An 18,028-nucleotide genomic window follows, 5' to 3' on the forward strand; every position below is an offset into this window, starting at 1 on the left:
GTCGTACTCTCAACTCTAGCGGATACAGATGTTTTTTTGTATTCTTTTTTAGCAAGAACAGATTTTGGTGTTGAGCCAATTTTTTTGTTGGGGCGCCATTTTAAAAAAACTACGAGTGCCCCATTTAAATGCTTAAAATAGAAGGGTATAAAAATCTCTGATTTGCAAAACCTTCATATTATGCACATCAAAAAATTAAATACATTAGGCTACAAACCAAGGTCATAAGGATTACTTATCGAAAAAGATAATATTAATGTAATTTACTTATGAATATAAATGAGCTATCATGGGTATTGGAGAAAAGATGCTTTAAAAATTTATATAGCCTTTTCAAAAAGATATTTAGGGGGATCCGCAAATGGCACAAGGTAATTTACACAACAGCCGCGCATCATTCGAAGTTAATGGTAAAACTTATAATTACTATGACTTAGCTGCGATTGAAAAAGCTGGCGTTGCAAAAGTTTCAAACCTTCCTTACTCAATCAAAGTATTATTAGAATCAGTTTTACGTCAATATGATGCATATGTTATCAAAGAAGAGCACGTAAACGAATTAGCAAAATGGGGTAACGGTGCAGATCCAGAAGCTGAAGTACCATTCAAACCTTCTCGCGTAGTATTACAAGACTTTACTGGTGTACCAGTAGTAGTTGACCTTGCTTCTCTACGTTCTGCTATGAAAGAAATGGGCGGCGACCCAAGCAAAATCAACCCTGCTATTCCAGTTGACCTTGTAATTGACCACTCAGTACAAGTTGACAAATACGGTAATGCATCTGCATTAGCAGCAAACATGGACCTTGAATTCGAACGTAACGCTGAGCGTTATAACTTCTTAAAATGGGCTCAAACTGCTTACAATAACTTCCGTGCTGTACCACCAGCAACTGGTATCGTTCACCAAGTAAACTTAGAGTATTTAGCTCCAGTTGTACACGTAAACGAAAATGCTGACGGTACATTCGAAACATTCCCAGACTCAGTAGTAGGTACTGACTCACATACAACAATGATCAACGGTATCGGCGTTCTTGGATGGGGCGTTGGTGGTATCGAAGCTGAAGCAGGTATGCTTGGCCAACCTTCATACTTCCCAATTCCAGAAGTTATCGGTGTTAAATTAGTTGGCGATCTTCCAAACGGAACTACTGCTACTGACTTAGCATTAAAAGTAACTCAAGTATTACGTCAACGTGGCGTAGTTGGTAAATTCGTTGAGTTCTTCGGACCTGGCGTAACTAAATTACCACTAGCTGACCGTGCGACAATCTCTAACATGGCTCCTGAATATGGTGCTACATGTGGTTTCTTCGCAATTGACGAAGAATCATTAAACTACATGCGTTTAACTGGTCGTGACGAAGAGCACATCGCGGTTGTAGAATCTTACTTAAAGTCTAACCACATGTTCTTCGATCCAACTTTAGAGCCAGTTTACACTGACGTATTAGAAGTAAACTTAGCTGAAATCGAACCAAACCTTTCTGGTCCAAAACGTCCACAAGACTTAATTCCACTATCTCAAATGCGTACTCGTTACAAAGAAGCAGTAGTGGCACCACAAGGTACACAAGGTTTCGGTTTAACTGAAGATGAATTCGCAAAAACTTCTGTAGCTAAATTCGCTGAGGGCGATGTAGAAATCCCAACAGGTGCTGTAGCAATCGCTGCAATCACTTCTTGTACAAATACATCTAACCCATACGTATTAATTGCTGCGGGCTTAGTGGCGAAAAAAGCTGTAGAAAAAGGTCTAACTGTACCTAAATGGGTAAAAACTTCTTTAGCACCAGGTTCTAAAGTAGTAACTGGTTACCTTGAAGATTCAGGTTTACAAACTTACCTTGACCAAATCGGTTTCAACACTGTAGGTTACGGTTGTACAACATGTATCGGTAACTCAGGTCCATTACTTCCTGAAATCGAAGACGCTATCAAAGAGAACGATTTATTCGTAACATCAGTTCTTTCTGGTAACCGTAACTTCGAAGGTCGTGTACACCCACTTGTAAAAGCTAACTACTTAGCTTCACCACCACTTGTTGTTGCTTATGCACTTGCTGGTACTGTGGATGTTGACTTACAAAAAGATTCATTCGGTAAAGACAAAGATGGCAACGAAGTATTCTTCGCTGATATCTGGCCTTCAACTGAAGAAGTTAACGCAGTATTAGGTACTGTAGTTAACCGTGAATTATTCCAAAAAGAATACGAAACTGTATTCACAGCGAACGAAAAATGGAATGCAATTGAAACATCAACTGAGTCTCTATACACATTTGATGACAAATCAACTTACATCCAAAACCCACCATTCTTCCAAGGTCTTGCAAAAGAGCCAGAAGCTATTAAAGGCTTAGACGGCTTACGCATTATGGCGAAGTTCGGTGACTCAATCACTACTGACCATATTTCTCCAGCTGGTGCAATCGGTAAAGATACACCTGCAGGTAAATATTTAATCGAAAACGGTGTTGCAATCCGTGACTTCAACTCATACGGTTCTCGTCGTGGTAACCACGAAGTTATGATGCGTGGTACATTTGCAAACATCCGTATCCGTAACCAAGTTGCTCCTGGTACAGAAGGTGGATTCACTACTTACTGGCCAACAGGCGAAGTAGAGTACATCTATGACGCATGTATGAAATACCAAGAGCAAGGTACTGGCTTAGTAGTACTTGCTGGTAACGACTACGGTATGGGTTCTTCTCGTGACTGGGCTGCGAAAGGTACATTCCTACTTGGCGTGAAAACTGTTATCGCACAATCTTACGAGCGTATCCACCGTTCTAACTTAGTAATGATGGGTGTTCTTCCACTTCAATTCATGCCAGGTGAATCAGCTGAAACTTTAGGCTTAACTGGTAAAGAAGAAATCTCTGTTAACATTACTGATAACGTAAAACCACGTGAAATCTTAACAGTTACTGCTAAATCTGAAGACGGTTCAGTTAAAACTTTCCAAGCTTTAGCTCGTTTCGACTCAGAAGTAGAAGTAGACTACTACCGTCACGGTGGTATCCTACAAATGGTTCTTCGCGCAAAAGCTGCTGAGTAATCATTTAAATATAAAAACCGATCTCCTTGGAGGTCGGTTTTTGTATATACATAAAAAATAATTGTAATGGGGGGCTTTGATTTGCAAAAAGATAAACTAAAAGAACGCGCTTTATCAATTGTTCCATTACCAAGTCACTATAAACTAATCATAGAAGATTATTTTGAAGATGAAAGAGTAATGTTCTCATGGGCGAATGAACAACAAGATGAAAGTCTGACTGTTGAATTAGACTACATTGGAAACCTCATATACATATCAATTGAAAAAAATGATTCTGTTTCTGAGGCAGATTCTTTATCTAATGATGAAAAAAGAAGATGTGCCGAACAATTTTTACTTAGTCATTATCCATCTGCACTGGAAGATTTAACGTTTTCAAAAGCTGAAGAACTATCTAGAGTGGATCGTTTTTATTTTGAACAAATTGTCATGGATTTACCGTTAGAATATGCTGGTTGTTTTATAGATGTTGATGCATTAGGGAATATTGTTGGATTTAGATACAACGGCGTGAAAATAAGCCCTAAAATCCCTTCAAGTCTAGTTTCGAAGGAAGCTTTGATGGAATATGTGCGGAAGGCATTGGCGTTACAACTAGTAATAACAAAATTATCCTGTGATGTTTACAATGTTAAGAAAGATGGACTCCATCTTGCGTATCAAGTAAATTCATTTTTACACTTTAAAGCTGATTCTTTAGCGCCAACATTAACGATTATTCGTGATGAAAATGAGCCTGAAAGTTATGCTGCCCTTCCTCCATTGCCTACCAATATGATTGGCAATGAATTTACGAATGAAGAAATCATTGGCATAACAGATGAACTGGAGCTTATCCGAGAAGTAGACAGGGGACCAGAGATAGGGATTGTATGGCGAAAGCGGGATTGGGAGATGAAAGAGAAAGATTTATCGATGAACAGCTTTTTTAAAATGCGGTCAGAAGATACAGTAAAAGCTATTATTTCAAAGAAAACTGGTAAAATTCAAAGCTTTGGTTGGATGCATGAACGTTTAGGAAATCTACAGCTTAGTCAAGAAGCATGTTATCAAAAAGCAATAGACTTTTTACTGAAAATAATTCCTGACTACTATCCTTATCTTCAACGATTATTTCGAGAAGATGAGGAAGAGGATGAAAGAGAATCAGAATCGTTTATTTTCCATGCCCATTATAGCCAGGGTATATCTATCATTGATATGGTTATCGTCGTTGTTAATCGTACAACAGGTCAGATTGATTATTATAGTGGACCGAAATTTGATTTGGATGAACTTAGCCAAATTCCTACAGTTCCAGCTATTTCTATGGAACAAGCGTGTCTTCAATTTCTAGAAAATGTCGATTTTCAATTGGTTTGGGACAAAAATTACGATAACGAAATAGAGTCTTATCAACTTGTCTATCAAGCTTGTGATCGACATACTAGGGCACCTATCCGGTATATTGACGCAACAACTGGCGAAATTATTGTCAGTAATGTTTAACTTTTTTCAGTGAATTGTTTTTTGTTGGCTAATGAGTAATCATTAAAATATAAAACCGACTTCCTGGGAAGTTAGTTTTATATTCTACTTCTGTCAAAGTGAAATGGTCTTTATAGAAATTAAACGAAGTGGCGGATAGAACTTACAAAATGCATAAAAAAGATCTCAATATAAAGTGGTCATAAGTTTTAAAAGCTTTACTCTTCTACATTTTCCAACTGTTTGTAATAGTTATCTACAATAGGATAAATATTCGGGTTTGACTCATAGTAGGTGTTATCAATTTCACTTAGTGTGAATTTAAATTCTCTTTCACTATCAAAAAGAGTAATACCATATCGCCATCCAACACGTTGTTCTTGATTGTCTTGCAGAGTAAATTTTATATTTTTAATTTGAGAAACGAAATCATTGATTTGTTCTTGCTTAGTTATCGTTTTTGAAGCACCCGTAGAACCATCTTGGATGATCACTTTATCGATACTTTCAATTTTTGCATCCTTATAAAAGGCTTCTAATGATTGCGTTTTTCCATTTGTACAAGCTGAAACCAAAAACAGACTTACCAATAAAATTAGAAACAAAATTTTTTTCATTAGACTGCCTCCAAAAAGTTAAGTTTATTCTATTGCCAATTAGACGCAATAAATTACAAATAGTTACAGATCGTAGGAGTTCCCATTGAATGCAGAGCAGCTTTTTCAAATGCCATTGCCTCGATAATAGTTGCAATATATCGTATAACACTTAGTGACGGATAGAATCTCTGAAATCGTGGATAGAACTGTCAAAGTGACGGAAAGAATCTCCGACGACGGAAGGTCCCGCCGAAGCGACGGAAAGAATCGCCATTGCGACGGATGGAACCATTGAAGCGACGGAAAGAATCTCCGACGACGGAAGGTCCCGCCGAAGCGACGGAAAGAATCGCCAGAGCGACGGAAGGAACCATCGAAACGACGGAAAGAACGGCCAAAACGACGGAAAGAATCTCCGACGACGGAAGGTCCCGCCGAAGCGACGGAAAGAATCGCCATTGCGACGGATGGAACCATTGAAGCGACGGAAAGAATCTCCGACGACGGAAGGTCCCGTCAAAGCGACGGAAAGCGCCACCCTAAAAGAAGGTAACCCAGTCAAAATTGACATTCTAACCATCGAAATGACGAGTAAGATCATCAAATCAACAGTTAGAATCGCAATTATATAAATTTATACTTTTTAAACGCTAAATTTCTTCCTCAAACTATAGAACTGTAAACAAATGGCGAATAACATAGAGATTACTGCAAAATAAATCAATGTTATTGATCCCATCTGTAAGGACAGTACAATCCCACCTAAGCTTGCACCTATTGCACTGCCTAAATAATTAATAGAACTGTTTAATGCCACTGCCGAACTCCCGTTATTCGGCTGATACGATAGTAAAATATGTTGTTGGGGTGCTTGACATGCCCAACCCATAGCACCCCAGACAAAAAACGGTAAGTACTTTAATAGCGGTAAGTTAATCATTAATGGTATACAAATAATGGATAATGTTAAAATAAATAAAATGATTGTAACTAAAGTTTTGGGTTTTCCGAAATAGTCGATTAAGTAACCAATCATTATACTTCCAAATAATCCACCGAATCCCCATGCCCAAAGATACATCGTTAAGTTACCGGAGCATGTCATTTCTTCTAACAGGGGAGAAAGATATGTATACAATCCTAGGCTTGCAACACTGCCGAAAAATGTAATACATACAGTTATAGTTACTCTTTTATCTAAGAACATCTTTAATCGTTCGTTTAGTGCAGGGGGAGGTGTTGCTGGGAAATTGGGTAGAAAAATATACATACATAAAATAGAAACTACTCCGATCAATACTAATAGCCAAAGTGTTAATTTCCAATCAAATAAGTTTGATATATAAATACCTAAAGGAACCCCAAGCACTGTTCCCATACTCATTCCTCCAATAGTCAATCCTAGAGCTCTCCCTCGCTTATCACTAGAAACGAACTTTGAAGAGGCCGCCACAGCTAATGGTGAAAATAAACCAGCACCTGTCCCTGCAATTGCTCTTGATAGTAGAAGAATAGAAAAGGTCGGCGCTAAAGCTGTAATGCTATTCGCTATTGTGAAGATAAGCATTGACCCTATTAAGATTTTTTTAATTGGTTTTCCTGCAAGTAAAGAAGAAAATAACGGCGCTGAGATAGCGTAAAATAATGTAAAAATACTCACAGCCTGGCCAACTTGTGATGTGCTTTTTTGATATGTATCGCTAATTCCTGGAAGAAGCCCTGCGATTACATAGGCATCAAAGCCAAGAGCAAACATACCGAATGATAATAATAAAACATTTTTCATATATTGAACCTCCATAAAATTAAAGATGCTATGTATTTGTCGTTTTGATAGATAACCTATAACGTTATGTTATAATCGAAGCACCTTCTATATTTAATAGGTTACTAAAAAACCAAGAATATGGAACAATCAATATTTTATAAGGGTATAACAAATCGTTATAGGTTAGAGAGGAATATAATGAATGTAGAATGGTTACATAGTTTTATTGCTGCTGCCAATCAAAAAAGTTTTTCTAAAGCTGCTCAAATCACTAATCTTTCCCAACCTGCACTAAGTAAACATATACGAAACTTAGAGAATAATCTTGGCATCGAGCTATTTCATAGGACATCCATTGGTATTGAATTAACGGAAGCTGGCGAACGTTTTTACACTCGCATTACACCAGTTATTACTGAACTAGCCAGCATTCGTGAAGAATTACAGCAATTTAACCAGAGCAATCCTATTGCAATCGGTGGTCTGCCTAGCTTAGCTACTTACTATTTGCCAAACAAAATGAATGAACTTAAGCTACTAGATCGACCTATAACATTAATGATTCAAAATACTTCAAATGAACTGTTACAATCTTTACAAAAAGGTAGACTTGATGCAGTTTTTGTGGATGCAAAATATACGGAAGAATCTTTGTGGAGTTGCGAATTGTTTACGGAACCTTACTATGCTGTGTTTCCTTTGAATCATCGTTTTAATTCAAGAACAGCAGTTGACCTTACAGAATTGTGTGAGGAGCCGCTTATTGTTCATCAGGCTCCTTGTGATTCAAGGAAGGATATAGTAGAACAAATACAAGCGCTTGGCTATAAACCTAATATTATAAGTGAAGTGAACTTTGGCGATTTTATTTTTGGGGCTGTAACTTCTGGAATGGGGATTACGATTGTACCAGAGCTAATGGCTAAAAATATCGGTCATCTTCAGCTTTTTGCCTTACCAATTAATAATTTTGGAAGAACAAGAACAATTTCATTAGTGACAAAAAGCAAAGAGTTTGGATCGAAGTTACATCATTTATTATCAAATTAAATGAAATGAAGCTGTCTCAACTTAACGCTATGAGACAGCTTCATTTAATTACTTAAACCCCATTAAATCCTTTACCTTTTGTGTATTTTCCACAGTTGTCAGCATTTCTAGTAAGCTAAAAGCAACGTCGAATGCAGTGCCAGGATTTGAGGATGTAATAATATGTTCAGTTCGAGCAATTCGCTCGTTGACGATGTCAGCGCCATAGGATTGTAACTGTGCTAATCGTTTACTTGTTGGGTGATTATAAGTAGTAGCTTTTCGATTATGGAGTACTCCGCTGTGACCTAAAATTAGCGAAGCTACACAAACCGTAGCGATCGGCTTTTTGTGTTCATCGAAATGACGAACGACCGCCTTGAAATCCTCGCTAAAGGCATCATCATAAAATCCAGCTTCCTCAAAGCCTCCAGGAATCGCTAGTGCATCAAACTCTTCTAATGAAATTTCATGAAGCAATTTTTCGGGAGCTACGTTAAAATTCCATGTACATTGTAATTGATTATGTAATCCTACGGTCACGACCTCTGTTGTACCGTCGCCCTCCCATTTATTCCAGCCAAGTACATCTGTAAAAACACTCGCTTCAACAGCCTCAAAACCATTTGCTAATAATAATAATATTTTTTTCACGTTGTTAATGCCTCCTTTATATGCTTAATTGTAATGAATAAGGCTTTTCAATGACAGAATATGTATAATGTAATTTAGATGATTTACTTTATAATAAAAGGAATTTCATTAAATCTAATTTATTAAAAAAGGTGGATACATATGGATCAAATAGATACAGAAATTTTACAGCAATTGCAGCGAAATGCAAAAATCTCGATGAAGGAGTTAGCGGTGAAGGTTCATTTATCATCTCCAGCAGTTATTGAGCGTGTTAAAAAATTAGAAGAGCAGGGGATTATTGAAGCTTATAGTGCAAAGGTAAATTTAAAAAAGTTGAATCGCGAAATTCAAGCCATTATTTTATTTAAATCAATTGATTGTAGAAGTCTTTCGAATTTTTGTAACGCACATCCCGATGTCCTTGAATGCTATCGTGTAGCGGGTGAAATAAGTTATATCGTAAAAATTGCAACCAATTCAGTGGAAACATTAGAGCAGTTTATTGATGAAGCAATGCCTTATGGAACGCCTTCAACGAATATTGTGCTGTCTTCATCGGAAAAAACGGTCATCACTCCTTTTTCTGATGAAAATTTAGAATAATGAATCTGGAACCGCTCGGGAAGCCGAGGAAAGTGCTCAGGTAAAGGCCAAAATCGCTCGGGTTGCCGAGAAATGTGCTCAGGTAAAGCCAAAAACCGCTCGAGTTAGCTAAGGACTCTGCTTAGAAAGAAATACATCTCAAGAAAACCACAGTTCCAAACCCTCAAATTGTTCGGGACCTTAGAAGAAAAACTTAGTTCAGGTATCATTTATTTAAAAAAATACAAAAAAAGCAAACCTCTATACAGTGAGCACCGTTTATAGGGCAGAGAGGGGGAGAGATGTTGCTTGAAATTAAAGAACTCGAAGAAATAATGCAGCAGCATACAGAAAGGCTCATCCGACTTGCCTTTTATTACGTCAAAGATTTACAAAGTGCTGAAGATATCGTGCAAGATGTATTTATTAAATTTTACGATCATCAGCAAAACTATGAAGAAAGAGGAGAATTACGGGCATATTTATCGAGGCTCGTCATCAACAAAAGTAAAGACTATTTACGCAGCTGGACATACCGTAAAATACAAGTTCAACAGAAAATCTTTGCCAAGCAGGCTGTCACGAAAAGGGACATGCTAGTACAGCAGGATGAACAAACCTTACTAGAAAATGCCATCTTAGCACTACCATTAAAACAGCGTGAGGTCCTTATTTATTATTATTTTGAGGAAATGCCTGTTCTTAAAATTGCCGAGCTTTTAAGTATTCCGGAGAGTACGGTGAAAACAAGGTTACGTCGTGGACGAGAGTTATTAAAGCCAAAGCTACAGCATGTTGAATGGGAGGTCCTGCTGCATGAGTAAAGTCGATGTGAGGGTATTAAATGATTTAACCGAAAGCAAAAAACGTGTTATGACCAATGTAGTACAGCATTTGGAACAGCGTGAGATGAAAAAAAAGTCTTGGCGTTGGCAATATAGTGTAATGTCTATTATTTTAACAGTTTGTATTGGAATATTTCTGTATACCCAATTCAGCGGAAGTCAGGAGCAATCAGCAAGTATACCAACTGTTTTAGATGAAAAGTTTTTAAGCTTCTATTTGGAAACGGATCCCCGAGTAAAGGATCAAAAATGGTCCAATGATGCAAAGAAGCAGAAGTTTGAATCCTTTTTACAGTTTGAATCTTTATATGCTTACGCTCAATCAAAGGGGATAGTACCTTCGCAAAAACAAATTAATGAACAGCTTGAATCATTGATAGAATTAGCTATAAATCAAAACGAAGCGCAATTTGCTAAAGAATTACAAATGCTGAATCTTACAAAAGAAGAGTATATCGAACAATATTTTAAATCGATATCTTATAAAATAGCTATAATCAATTCACTGATGGAGCAGGAAAAGAATCAATATAAAGATGTCAATAGGCAGATATTATATTTTCTAGTCGTGAAAGATGCTATGAACTATTTAGAGAAGCACTATAGTCAAGAGATAGTAGCTTTACGTGAAAAATTTGATATTCCAGTTGGGGAAAAAGAAATCCATTCTAAAAATGGGTTAATCGTAGCAATCAAGGAACATGAATTTTTAGTTGTTTCCTATGCAGATAAATCGGATATTGGTAAATTATCAATTGATGACATCGTACAAAAACACGGTAATGGTACGTGGTTCCCATTAATCGATGGTCCTACAACATTATCGCTTGGAGATGATGTAGAAGTTAAATATAGTACAGATTTAGCAGGAGAACAAGATGATTCTAAAATAAGATTTGCAGATATAGATAGCATGAAAATACTGGAAGAGCATCAATGAATCAAGGCTAGACATTCAAAATTTCAAGAATGTCTAGCTTTTTTAATCTCCTCTTGTATTTGGATTAGTGTACAATTATTGTAAGTAATTATATAATCAAGGGATGTGATAATGTATAATTATGTAAATTCTTTTATCAAAACAAAAGGGAATAGGGGGAAAGTTTGGATATGATACTAAATAAAAACTTACTTAAGGAAATTGAATTAAAAAAAATACTAACAGACATAAATAGTGGAACTAGAACATGGCAGCAAGAGGACCAAACTCATCTCATCTCATACAATCAATGATGTTACATATCGGTTCATTAGATAGTGAACTACGAGATGACTTAATTTATGGATCGTTTTATGAATTGATCCGTGAAAAAAACTTACTTGAGCATTCACTTTTAACGGAGCTTTTAGAAGAATGTTTGAATAATTTATTATGTAAGGGTATCGCAGAAAGCTTTTTACCCGTACATTTACGTCGCTATTGATTGCCCTAATATTATTTAGAGATAACGCAGACGATTTTTTATCCCAACAAAAAATCGCTGATTGTAAAGATAAAGTACTAGCTTATTTAGCAGAGGAAAAGGATGTAAGAGGCTACGTGCCGGTGAAAGGTTGGGCTCATAATGTGGCCCATATGGCTGATGCAATAAATAAATTGGTGAAAAATCCCAAATTAAATAAAACCTTTTATAGTTAAATAGTAAGCGCATTATATAACGCCGTTTTGCAAGAAAAGTATGCTTTCATACATAATGAAGATGAACGGATTTTAGTACCTATTTTTAAAATGCTTGAGCATGGTTTAGAGGAGCAAGAGATCATTAAATTGTTGCAAGAATTACCTGCTACTTTAAAAGTAAAAAAAGAACAGCTCGATGTACAGCATCAGAGAATTTTACTTTTTAACTGTAAAATTTTTTTAAAAAGCTTTTATCAGGCGTGTTGATTAGGAAAAAATAAGTTTATTATTGAGCGATAAAAGGATTTTTTTGTTACCACTTTGCCAATATATTTCCATTTTAACTGATTGTAGCGTAGGGCTACTCCACTCCCGCGGGAAAGCGATAGAGGAACGAAGGCTAAAACCATCACGTCCTGTGATAACGCCTTCGTGACCAACTTCGTGTTGGCCCGAGACCCTGCACGGAGCGAAGCGGAGGAAGCGGAGGAAGCGGCTCGACGCTCGCCCGCAGGAAAGCGAGTAGCACGTAGCGGAAATCAGCCTCTTTGGATGTATAAAAATGGTTAATCAACACACCTGAGCTTTTATATTAAAACAAATGGAAAGCCTAAGTTCGCAGCTCTTCATAAAAGCATCGAAGCATGTCTCAATGAATTATAAGGAAATCACTACCAATATTAGTACTTTGAAATTATTGACAGACAAAAATTAGTTTGTTAAGATGAGTGACAATAAAAGCATACAAATTCGTTGATGAGAAAAAGTAGTGTTTCATTTTGTTCTACAGAGAGCCGACATATTGGTGGAAGTCGGTGTGCAGGTGTTACATGAAGATCCTCTCTGAGAAGATTGGCTGAACATAGTAAGCTAATCCGGGTGTCTACCGTTAAAAAGAACACGTATGATTGTACGTTGCTAAGTGCTATTGAACGTTGATTCAATAGAATTAGGGTGGTATTCGCGGTTAACCCCGTCCCTTGCTTGGGACGGGGTTTTTTGTATGCCTTTTATACAATTAGTATAGGAGGAATTTACATGCAAGCTGAAGAGAAGAAAGAAACGACTGTAGAAAGAGAAACAAGGATTCGTCGACTGTGGGAACAAGAAGGAACGTTCCAAGCGTCTGTTGCGAATCGTTCTAACAATAAGCCTTTTGTATTTTACGAAGGACCGCCAACAGCAAATGGTTTACCACACGTAGGTCATGCATTTGGCAGAACGATAAAAGATGTCGTAGCTCGTTTTAAAACGATGCAAGGTTATTTAGTAGAGCGTAAAGCTGGCTGGGATACACATGGTTTACCTGTAGAGTTAGGCGTGGAAAAAAAGCTAGGTATCTCTGGTAAGCAAGAAATAGAAAAATATGGTGTTGAACAATTTATTCAAGAGTGTAAGGGAAGTGTCTTTACTTATGAGAAGAAATGGCGCTCCTTTACAGAACAGCTAGGCTATTGGATTGATATGGATGACCCGTATTTAACGCTAAGTAATGATTATATTGAGTCCGTTTGGAATATTTTAAGTCATGTTCACAAGGAAAAGCTTTTATATAAGGGGCACCGCGTTTCACCATATTGCCCTAGCTGTCAAACATCATTAAGCTCTCATGAAGTTGCACAGGGCTATAAGGATGTAAAGGATTTATCTGTCACAGCAATGTTTAAGCTACAGGATAAAGATGAATATTTTCTTGGCTGGACAACGACTCCTTGGACTTTACCTGCCAATGTTGCCTTAGCCATGAATCCTAAGCTCATGTATGTTCGAGTGAAGCAGCACGATAAAGTTTATATCTTGGCAAAATCATTGGTGGAAAAGGTTTTTACTGAACCCGTTGTAATATTAAGTGAGCATAATGGGCATGAATTTGAAGGTGTATCCTACATTCCACCTTTTTCATACGTAACCGTTAATAAAGGTCATGTCGTTGTGCTGGCCGATTATGTCACAGAGCATAGTGGAACTGGAATCGTTCATATCGCTCCTGCGTATGGGGAGGACGACTATAAAACGGTTCAGCAAAATGATCTATCGTTTGTCAATGTTGTTGATTTAAAGGGTTGCTATACAGAAGAGGTTCCAGAGCTTGCCGGTAAATTTGTGAAAGATTGTGATGTCGAGATTATTAAAATGCTCGTCAAAAAGGAGCTCTTGTTTGATAAGGAAAAATATGAGCATAGCTATCCTCATTGCTGGCGCTGTGATTCACCATTGCTTTACTATGCGACTGACAGCTGGTTTATCAATATGTCTACAATGAAAGATAAACTTTTACAAAATAATGAGCAAGTTACATGGTATCCTGATCACATTAAGCACGGTAGATTTGGCAATTTCTTAGAAAACTTAGTGGACTGGAATATTAGCCGTAATCGCTATTGGGGTACACCGCTTAATGTGTGGGTTTGTCAGGATTGTGGTCATGAAGAGGCGCCAAATAGTATTGCATCGTTAAAAGAATTAGCGAAAGGCACTTTACAAGACATCGAGCTTCACAAGCCGTATATTGATGAGGTTGTATGTACTTGTCCAAAGTGTAATGGTGACATGGAACGTACACCGGAAGTGATTGATGTATGGTTTGATAGTGGATCCATGCCATTTGCGCAGCAACATTATCCTTTTGGAGACTCTGCTGCTTTTAACAATCAATTCCCTGCCGATGTTGTTATCGAAGGCATTGACCAAACACGAGGCTTTTTCTATAGTTTATTAGCGGTTTCGACTTTATTCACAGGAAAGGCTCCTTATAAAAATGTCCTTTCCTTAGGGCATGTTTTAGATGAGCATGGACAGAAGATGTCGAAAAGCAAAGGAAATGCATTAGAGCCAGTTGAGCTGATAGAGCAGTACGGAGCGGATGCTTTACGCTGGGCGTTTTTAGTCGACAGTTCTCCTTGGAATCCTAAACGTTTTTCAACAAAAATTGTGATGGACGCGAAATCAAAGCTAGTTGATACACTAGATAATACGTTCAAATTTTATCAATTATATGCAGAAATAGATGGCTTCCAGTACGATGCTGCTAAGACGGGTACACGTACAAAGCTAGATCATTGGATATTGTCTCGATTACACCATACAATTCAGCTTGTGACAAAATCTATGGATGAATATCAATTTACACAAGCAACACGCGAAATCGGCATGCTTGTGGAAGAGCTAAGTAACTGGTATATCCGTCGCTCACGAGCAAGATTTTGGGCAAACGGATTGTCAGAGGATAAACGAGGTGCCTATAGTACACTGTATGAGCTACTAACGACAATTTGTCAATTACTAGCACCATTCACTCCATTTATCGCGGAAGATTTATATCGACAATTATCTGGAAAAAGTGTACATTTGCAAAATTACCCTAAATATAATGAAGCACTATTGAATCCAAAGCTTGAAAAAGAAATGGCGAATATTTTAACAGTCGTAGAGCTTGGCCGTAGCATCCGTAATAGTCAAGGGATCAAGGTAAAGCAGCCGTTAAGTGAAATGATTGTCTCTGTTGACGGTGAGCTAACAGATTATCAATCATATAGCGAGCTCGTGAAAGATGAATTAAATATAAAAGAATGCGTTTGGACAAATGAATTTTCAGCATATGAAACCGTTCATTATAAGCCTAATTTTAAAACGGCTGGTGCAGCATTCGGACCAAAAGTAAACAAAGTAAAAGATTACGTAGTAAATTTAAATGACGAGGAGAAAAATATATTACAGCGAACAGGTTCAGTTGCGTTAACAATTGATGGGGAACAGATAACATTGTTAAAAGCGCATGTGTTAACCGAGTCTATTGTGAAGGAACATTACATCTTAGCCGAAGATGCTCCTTGTCGAGTCCTTATGAAGGTTCATCTGACAGCTAGCTTACTTGAAGAAGGACAAATAAGGGAATTAATTCGCACAATTCAAGATACACGCAAAAAATGGAAACTCCCTGTTGAACAATATGTATCGATTTCGATTGCTGGAAGTGCCGAAGCAATAACTATCATCCAGCAGCATGAAGCGTTACTAAAGGCAAATGTGTTGTTAAATGATATTCAATATGTGAGTGATGATCATGGTGAACGATATATAGAGACAGAATTGTTTAACGAAAAAGTTACTGTTTATTTTAAGCTGTAAAATCTTTAGTGATCAGGTAAGCCCCGAAACTGCTCGGGTAGACAGAAAAAGTGATCAGGTAAGCCCCGGAACTGCTCGGGTTGACAGAAAAAGTGCTCAGGTAAGCCAAGAAACTGCTCGGGTAGACAGAAAAAGTGATCAGGTAAGCCCGGAAACTGCTCGGGTAGACAGAAAAAGTGCTCAGGTAAGCCTGGAAACTGCTCGGGTAGACAGAAAAAGTGCTCAGGTAAGCCTGGAAACTGCTCGGGTAGACAGAAAAAGTGATCAGCTTTGGTTCAAAACTGCTCAGTAGTCGCCATAAAAATAGCAAAGTATCCTATATACAATGTGCAACATTATAATACGTTATTTTTAATATTAGTTCAGCTCTTATTTGTGTTTTAAGATATAGTCTGAAAACATTTATAGTATATGTGAATTTTTCTATACTTTCATCATTTCCCATGAAAGAACTTAATCATCTTTCATTTTCTATGGTGAAGTGCTTATTTGCGCTTCATGGATGGCTAACGGAGCACTTTACTTCAATAAACGATTTTTCAGCAATCCCTAAAACGAAGCAAGATGTAAAATCAAGAGGCTGGGACAAAACTAATTTGTCCTTTATGAAAGGCGGATAATTTTTAAATTAACAAAGAATATAATCAGAAAACCCGAACTATTACGAAACACAGAATGAGCGTTTGTGATATAGTTCGGGTTTTTCATTGGCTAAAATCCTTTTGTCCCAGCATCCTTATTTTTTTCTTAACAGTGTATCCCCAAGAGGGACTCCAACCACAACAACCAAAACCGTTAGAATTACAAGGGCTCTAAAAATAAAATACGCAACTTGATCGAACATCGTACCTCTCCTTTTTTCTTAATAATTCCTACCTTATATTCTGTAATTATCCAACTCCTGTTGAAGAGTCAAACTAAACTAATAAAGCATAAAATCATTTGTACTTTTAATAATATAGTTTACTTCATTACAACGTATGTATGCAGTTTGTTACTTTTTATATTTTGTGATCTTCAACATAGGGCGCGATTGTTTAATAAGCTTCGCTGATCTGCTTAAGCTAACGAGTGCGATTGTTAAATTAGTGGTATTATTAGGCATAATAATTTGCAATTGGGTGAGCTTATGGACGAACGAAAAATACTACTACAACAAAAAATAAAAGTTAACAAACAAAAAAATCAGAGAACTAAATTAATGGATTTACTTCCCCAAGATATTTCTATCATTATAGAAAAAAGCGATTTAATTACGTCTCCAGAATTAGAAAGAATCCTAAATAAAGTTCTGGAGAAATGGAACTATGAATTACATAAAGGGGATTTTGCGATTAATTATAGTGGTTTCAGAAAGGAATTTAGTTGGGAACATGAGGTTATACATTATGTGCAAGGGATTGACATTGAAAAGAAACTAGTTTACTTATTTTTGGGAATCGATGACTCTCCAATATTTCTTCTTGATGGAAAATGGGCATTAAGGAACTTTAACATTTTATGGGACTATATCAATAATGATGACCTATGGATTATTAGTCAAGATTTCAACTATGGTGTTCTGGTATCCCGTTATGGAGGATATTTAGAACACGATCCTAACCCAAAAGAAATAATTTATGCAATTACAAAATGGGATAATTAATCAAAAGGCTTAGTTAAACTAACGGAGGCAGGGGTAGAGCCTTTTTCTACTTAAACGAAGGAAAATATTAGTTGAGGAAGGTTTTTTTGGATTCTTGTAGAATGTATTACCTTGAAAAGTATGGTATTGATGTAATATTCACATCGTGATTAACCATACAGAGGGAGGAGTCTAAAATGTCATTAAAAGCAGGAGATATAATTACGTTTGAACGAACTTTTACAGTAAGGGATGTTGAATTATTTACTGAGATTTCAGGGGATGAAGGGATACATCATATAACCCCAGATGAACAAGGAAGACTTGTCATTCAAGGATTATTAACGGCAACTCTCCCAACAAAAATAGCTGGAGATAATAACGTACTGGCTCGTAATACGAGTTTTGAGTTTTTAAGACCTGTTTTTACAGGTGATACAATAGTTTGTATAGTTAAAATTGAGAAGTACGAAAGGCAAGAAAATAATAGAACAGCTTTTGTTGCCTCCTTTTCTTGTAAAAATCAGAATGAAAAAGAAGTATTGACAGGAGATGTATCAGGCGTAATTCTTTAAACTTTATTATAATATCGGGAGCAATATCGAAATCTAAGGGACAGCATGCCTTTTGTCTTATTATATGAAGCTTGAAGCTTGCAA

The 18,028-nt window shown here is 36.9% G+C and carries 13 protein-coding genes, 1 pseudogene and 1 other annotated feature; of the genes and pseudogenes, 11 read left to right on the forward strand and 3 right to left on the reverse strand.

Annotated features, from left to right (window positions below):
* Positions 1–361: 361 nt before the first annotated feature.
* Positions 362–3,067 (forward strand): aconitate hydratase AcnA, encoded by a 2,706-nt coding sequence (acnA, locus tag AMS59_RS20045; protein WP_053485488.1) that lies wholly within the window; start codon positions 362–364, stop codon positions 3,065–3,067.
* Between the two features lie 81 nt (positions 3,068–3,148).
* A complete protein-coding gene (locus tag AMS59_RS20050) occupies positions 3,149–4,558 on the forward strand; it encodes a YcdB/YcdC domain-containing protein (protein ID WP_053485706.1) in 1,410 nt (469 codons plus the stop codon).
* Between the two features lie 197 nt (positions 4,559–4,755).
* Here the strand turns inward: AMS59_RS20050 and AMS59_RS20055 are convergent, their stop codons facing one another.
* Positions 4,756–5,154: a hypothetical protein gene (locus AMS59_RS20055; protein ID WP_053485489.1), complete on the reverse strand. Its 399-nt coding sequence runs from the start codon at positions 5,152–5,154 to the stop codon at positions 4,756–4,758.
* A gap of 625 nt (positions 5,155–5,779) precedes the next feature.
* On the reverse strand, positions 5,780–6,922 hold the full coding sequence (locus tag AMS59_RS20060; protein WP_053485490.1) for an MFS transporter: 1,143 nt from the start codon (positions 6,920–6,922) through the stop codon (positions 5,780–5,782).
* A gap of 180 nt (positions 6,923–7,102) precedes the next feature.
* Between AMS59_RS20060 and AMS59_RS20065 the strand changes: the two genes are divergently transcribed.
* On the forward strand, positions 7,103–7,954 hold the full coding sequence (locus tag AMS59_RS20065; RefSeq protein ID WP_053485491.1) for a LysR family transcriptional regulator: 852 nt from the start codon (positions 7,103–7,105) through the stop codon (positions 7,952–7,954).
* A gap of 48 nt (positions 7,955–8,002) precedes the next feature.
* Here the strand turns inward: AMS59_RS20065 and AMS59_RS20070 are convergent, their stop codons facing one another.
* Complete coding sequence (locus AMS59_RS20070) at positions 8,003–8,587, reverse strand: DJ-1/PfpI family protein (RefSeq protein WP_053485492.1); 585 nt, start codon at positions 8,585–8,587, stop codon at positions 8,003–8,005.
* A 141-nt stretch (positions 8,588–8,728) separates the two neighbouring features.
* Here AMS59_RS20070 and AMS59_RS20075 point away from each other — a divergent pair, with 141 nt between their 5' ends.
* From AMS59_RS20075 to AMS59_RS20115, 8 genes and pseudogenes are all read left to right on the forward strand, one after another.
* The gene (locus tag AMS59_RS20075; RefSeq protein WP_053485493.1) at positions 8,729–9,172 is read left to right on the forward strand and encodes an Lrp/AsnC family transcriptional regulator; all 444 of its coding nucleotides are present in this window, start codon (positions 8,729–8,731) and stop codon (positions 9,170–9,172) included.
* A gap of 281 nt (positions 9,173–9,453) precedes the next feature.
* Positions 9,454–9,975: a sigma-70 family RNA polymerase sigma factor gene (locus AMS59_RS20080; RefSeq protein WP_053485494.1), complete on the forward strand. Its 522-nt coding sequence runs from the start codon at positions 9,454–9,456 to the stop codon at positions 9,973–9,975.
* Complete coding sequence (locus AMS59_RS20085; RefSeq protein WP_053485495.1) at positions 9,968–10,936, forward strand: hypothetical protein; 969 nt, start codon at positions 9,968–9,970, stop codon at positions 10,934–10,936. Before AMS59_RS20080 ends, AMS59_RS20085 begins: the two co-directional genes overlap by 8 nt.
* A gap of 247 nt (positions 10,937–11,183) precedes the next feature.
* A complete protein-coding gene (locus AMS59_RS25970; RefSeq protein WP_199777803.1) occupies positions 11,184–11,420 on the forward strand; it encodes a hypothetical protein in 237 nt (78 codons plus the stop codon).
* A pseudogene (locus AMS59_RS27055) lies at positions 11,417–11,884 on the forward strand (DUF2785 domain-containing protein). Before AMS59_RS25970 ends, AMS59_RS27055 begins: the two are co-directional and overlap by 4 nt.
* Positions 11,885–12,361: 477 nt before the next feature.
* Positions 12,362–12,601, forward strand: a binding site (T-box leader).
* A 54-nt stretch (positions 12,602–12,655) separates the two neighbouring features.
* The gene (gene ileS, locus AMS59_RS20105; protein WP_053485499.1) at positions 12,656–15,745 is read left to right on the forward strand and encodes an isoleucine--tRNA ligase; all 3,090 of its coding nucleotides are present in this window, start codon (positions 12,656–12,658) and stop codon (positions 15,743–15,745) included.
* A 1,129-nt stretch (positions 15,746–16,874) separates the two neighbouring features.
* On the forward strand, positions 16,875–17,390 hold the full coding sequence (locus AMS59_RS20110; protein ID WP_053485500.1) for a hypothetical protein: 516 nt from the start codon (positions 16,875–16,877) through the stop codon (positions 17,388–17,390).
* A gap of 176 nt (positions 17,391–17,566) precedes the next feature.
* A complete protein-coding gene (locus AMS59_RS20115; protein ID WP_053485501.1) occupies positions 17,567–17,944 on the forward strand; it encodes an enoyl-CoA hydratase in 378 nt (125 codons plus the stop codon).
* Positions 17,945–18,028 lie beyond the last annotated feature (84 nt).

The organism is Lysinibacillus sp. FJAT-14745 (genome assembly GCF_001275675.1).
Classification (GTDB): domain Bacteria; phylum Bacillota; class Bacilli; order Bacillales_A; family Planococcaceae; genus Lysinibacillus.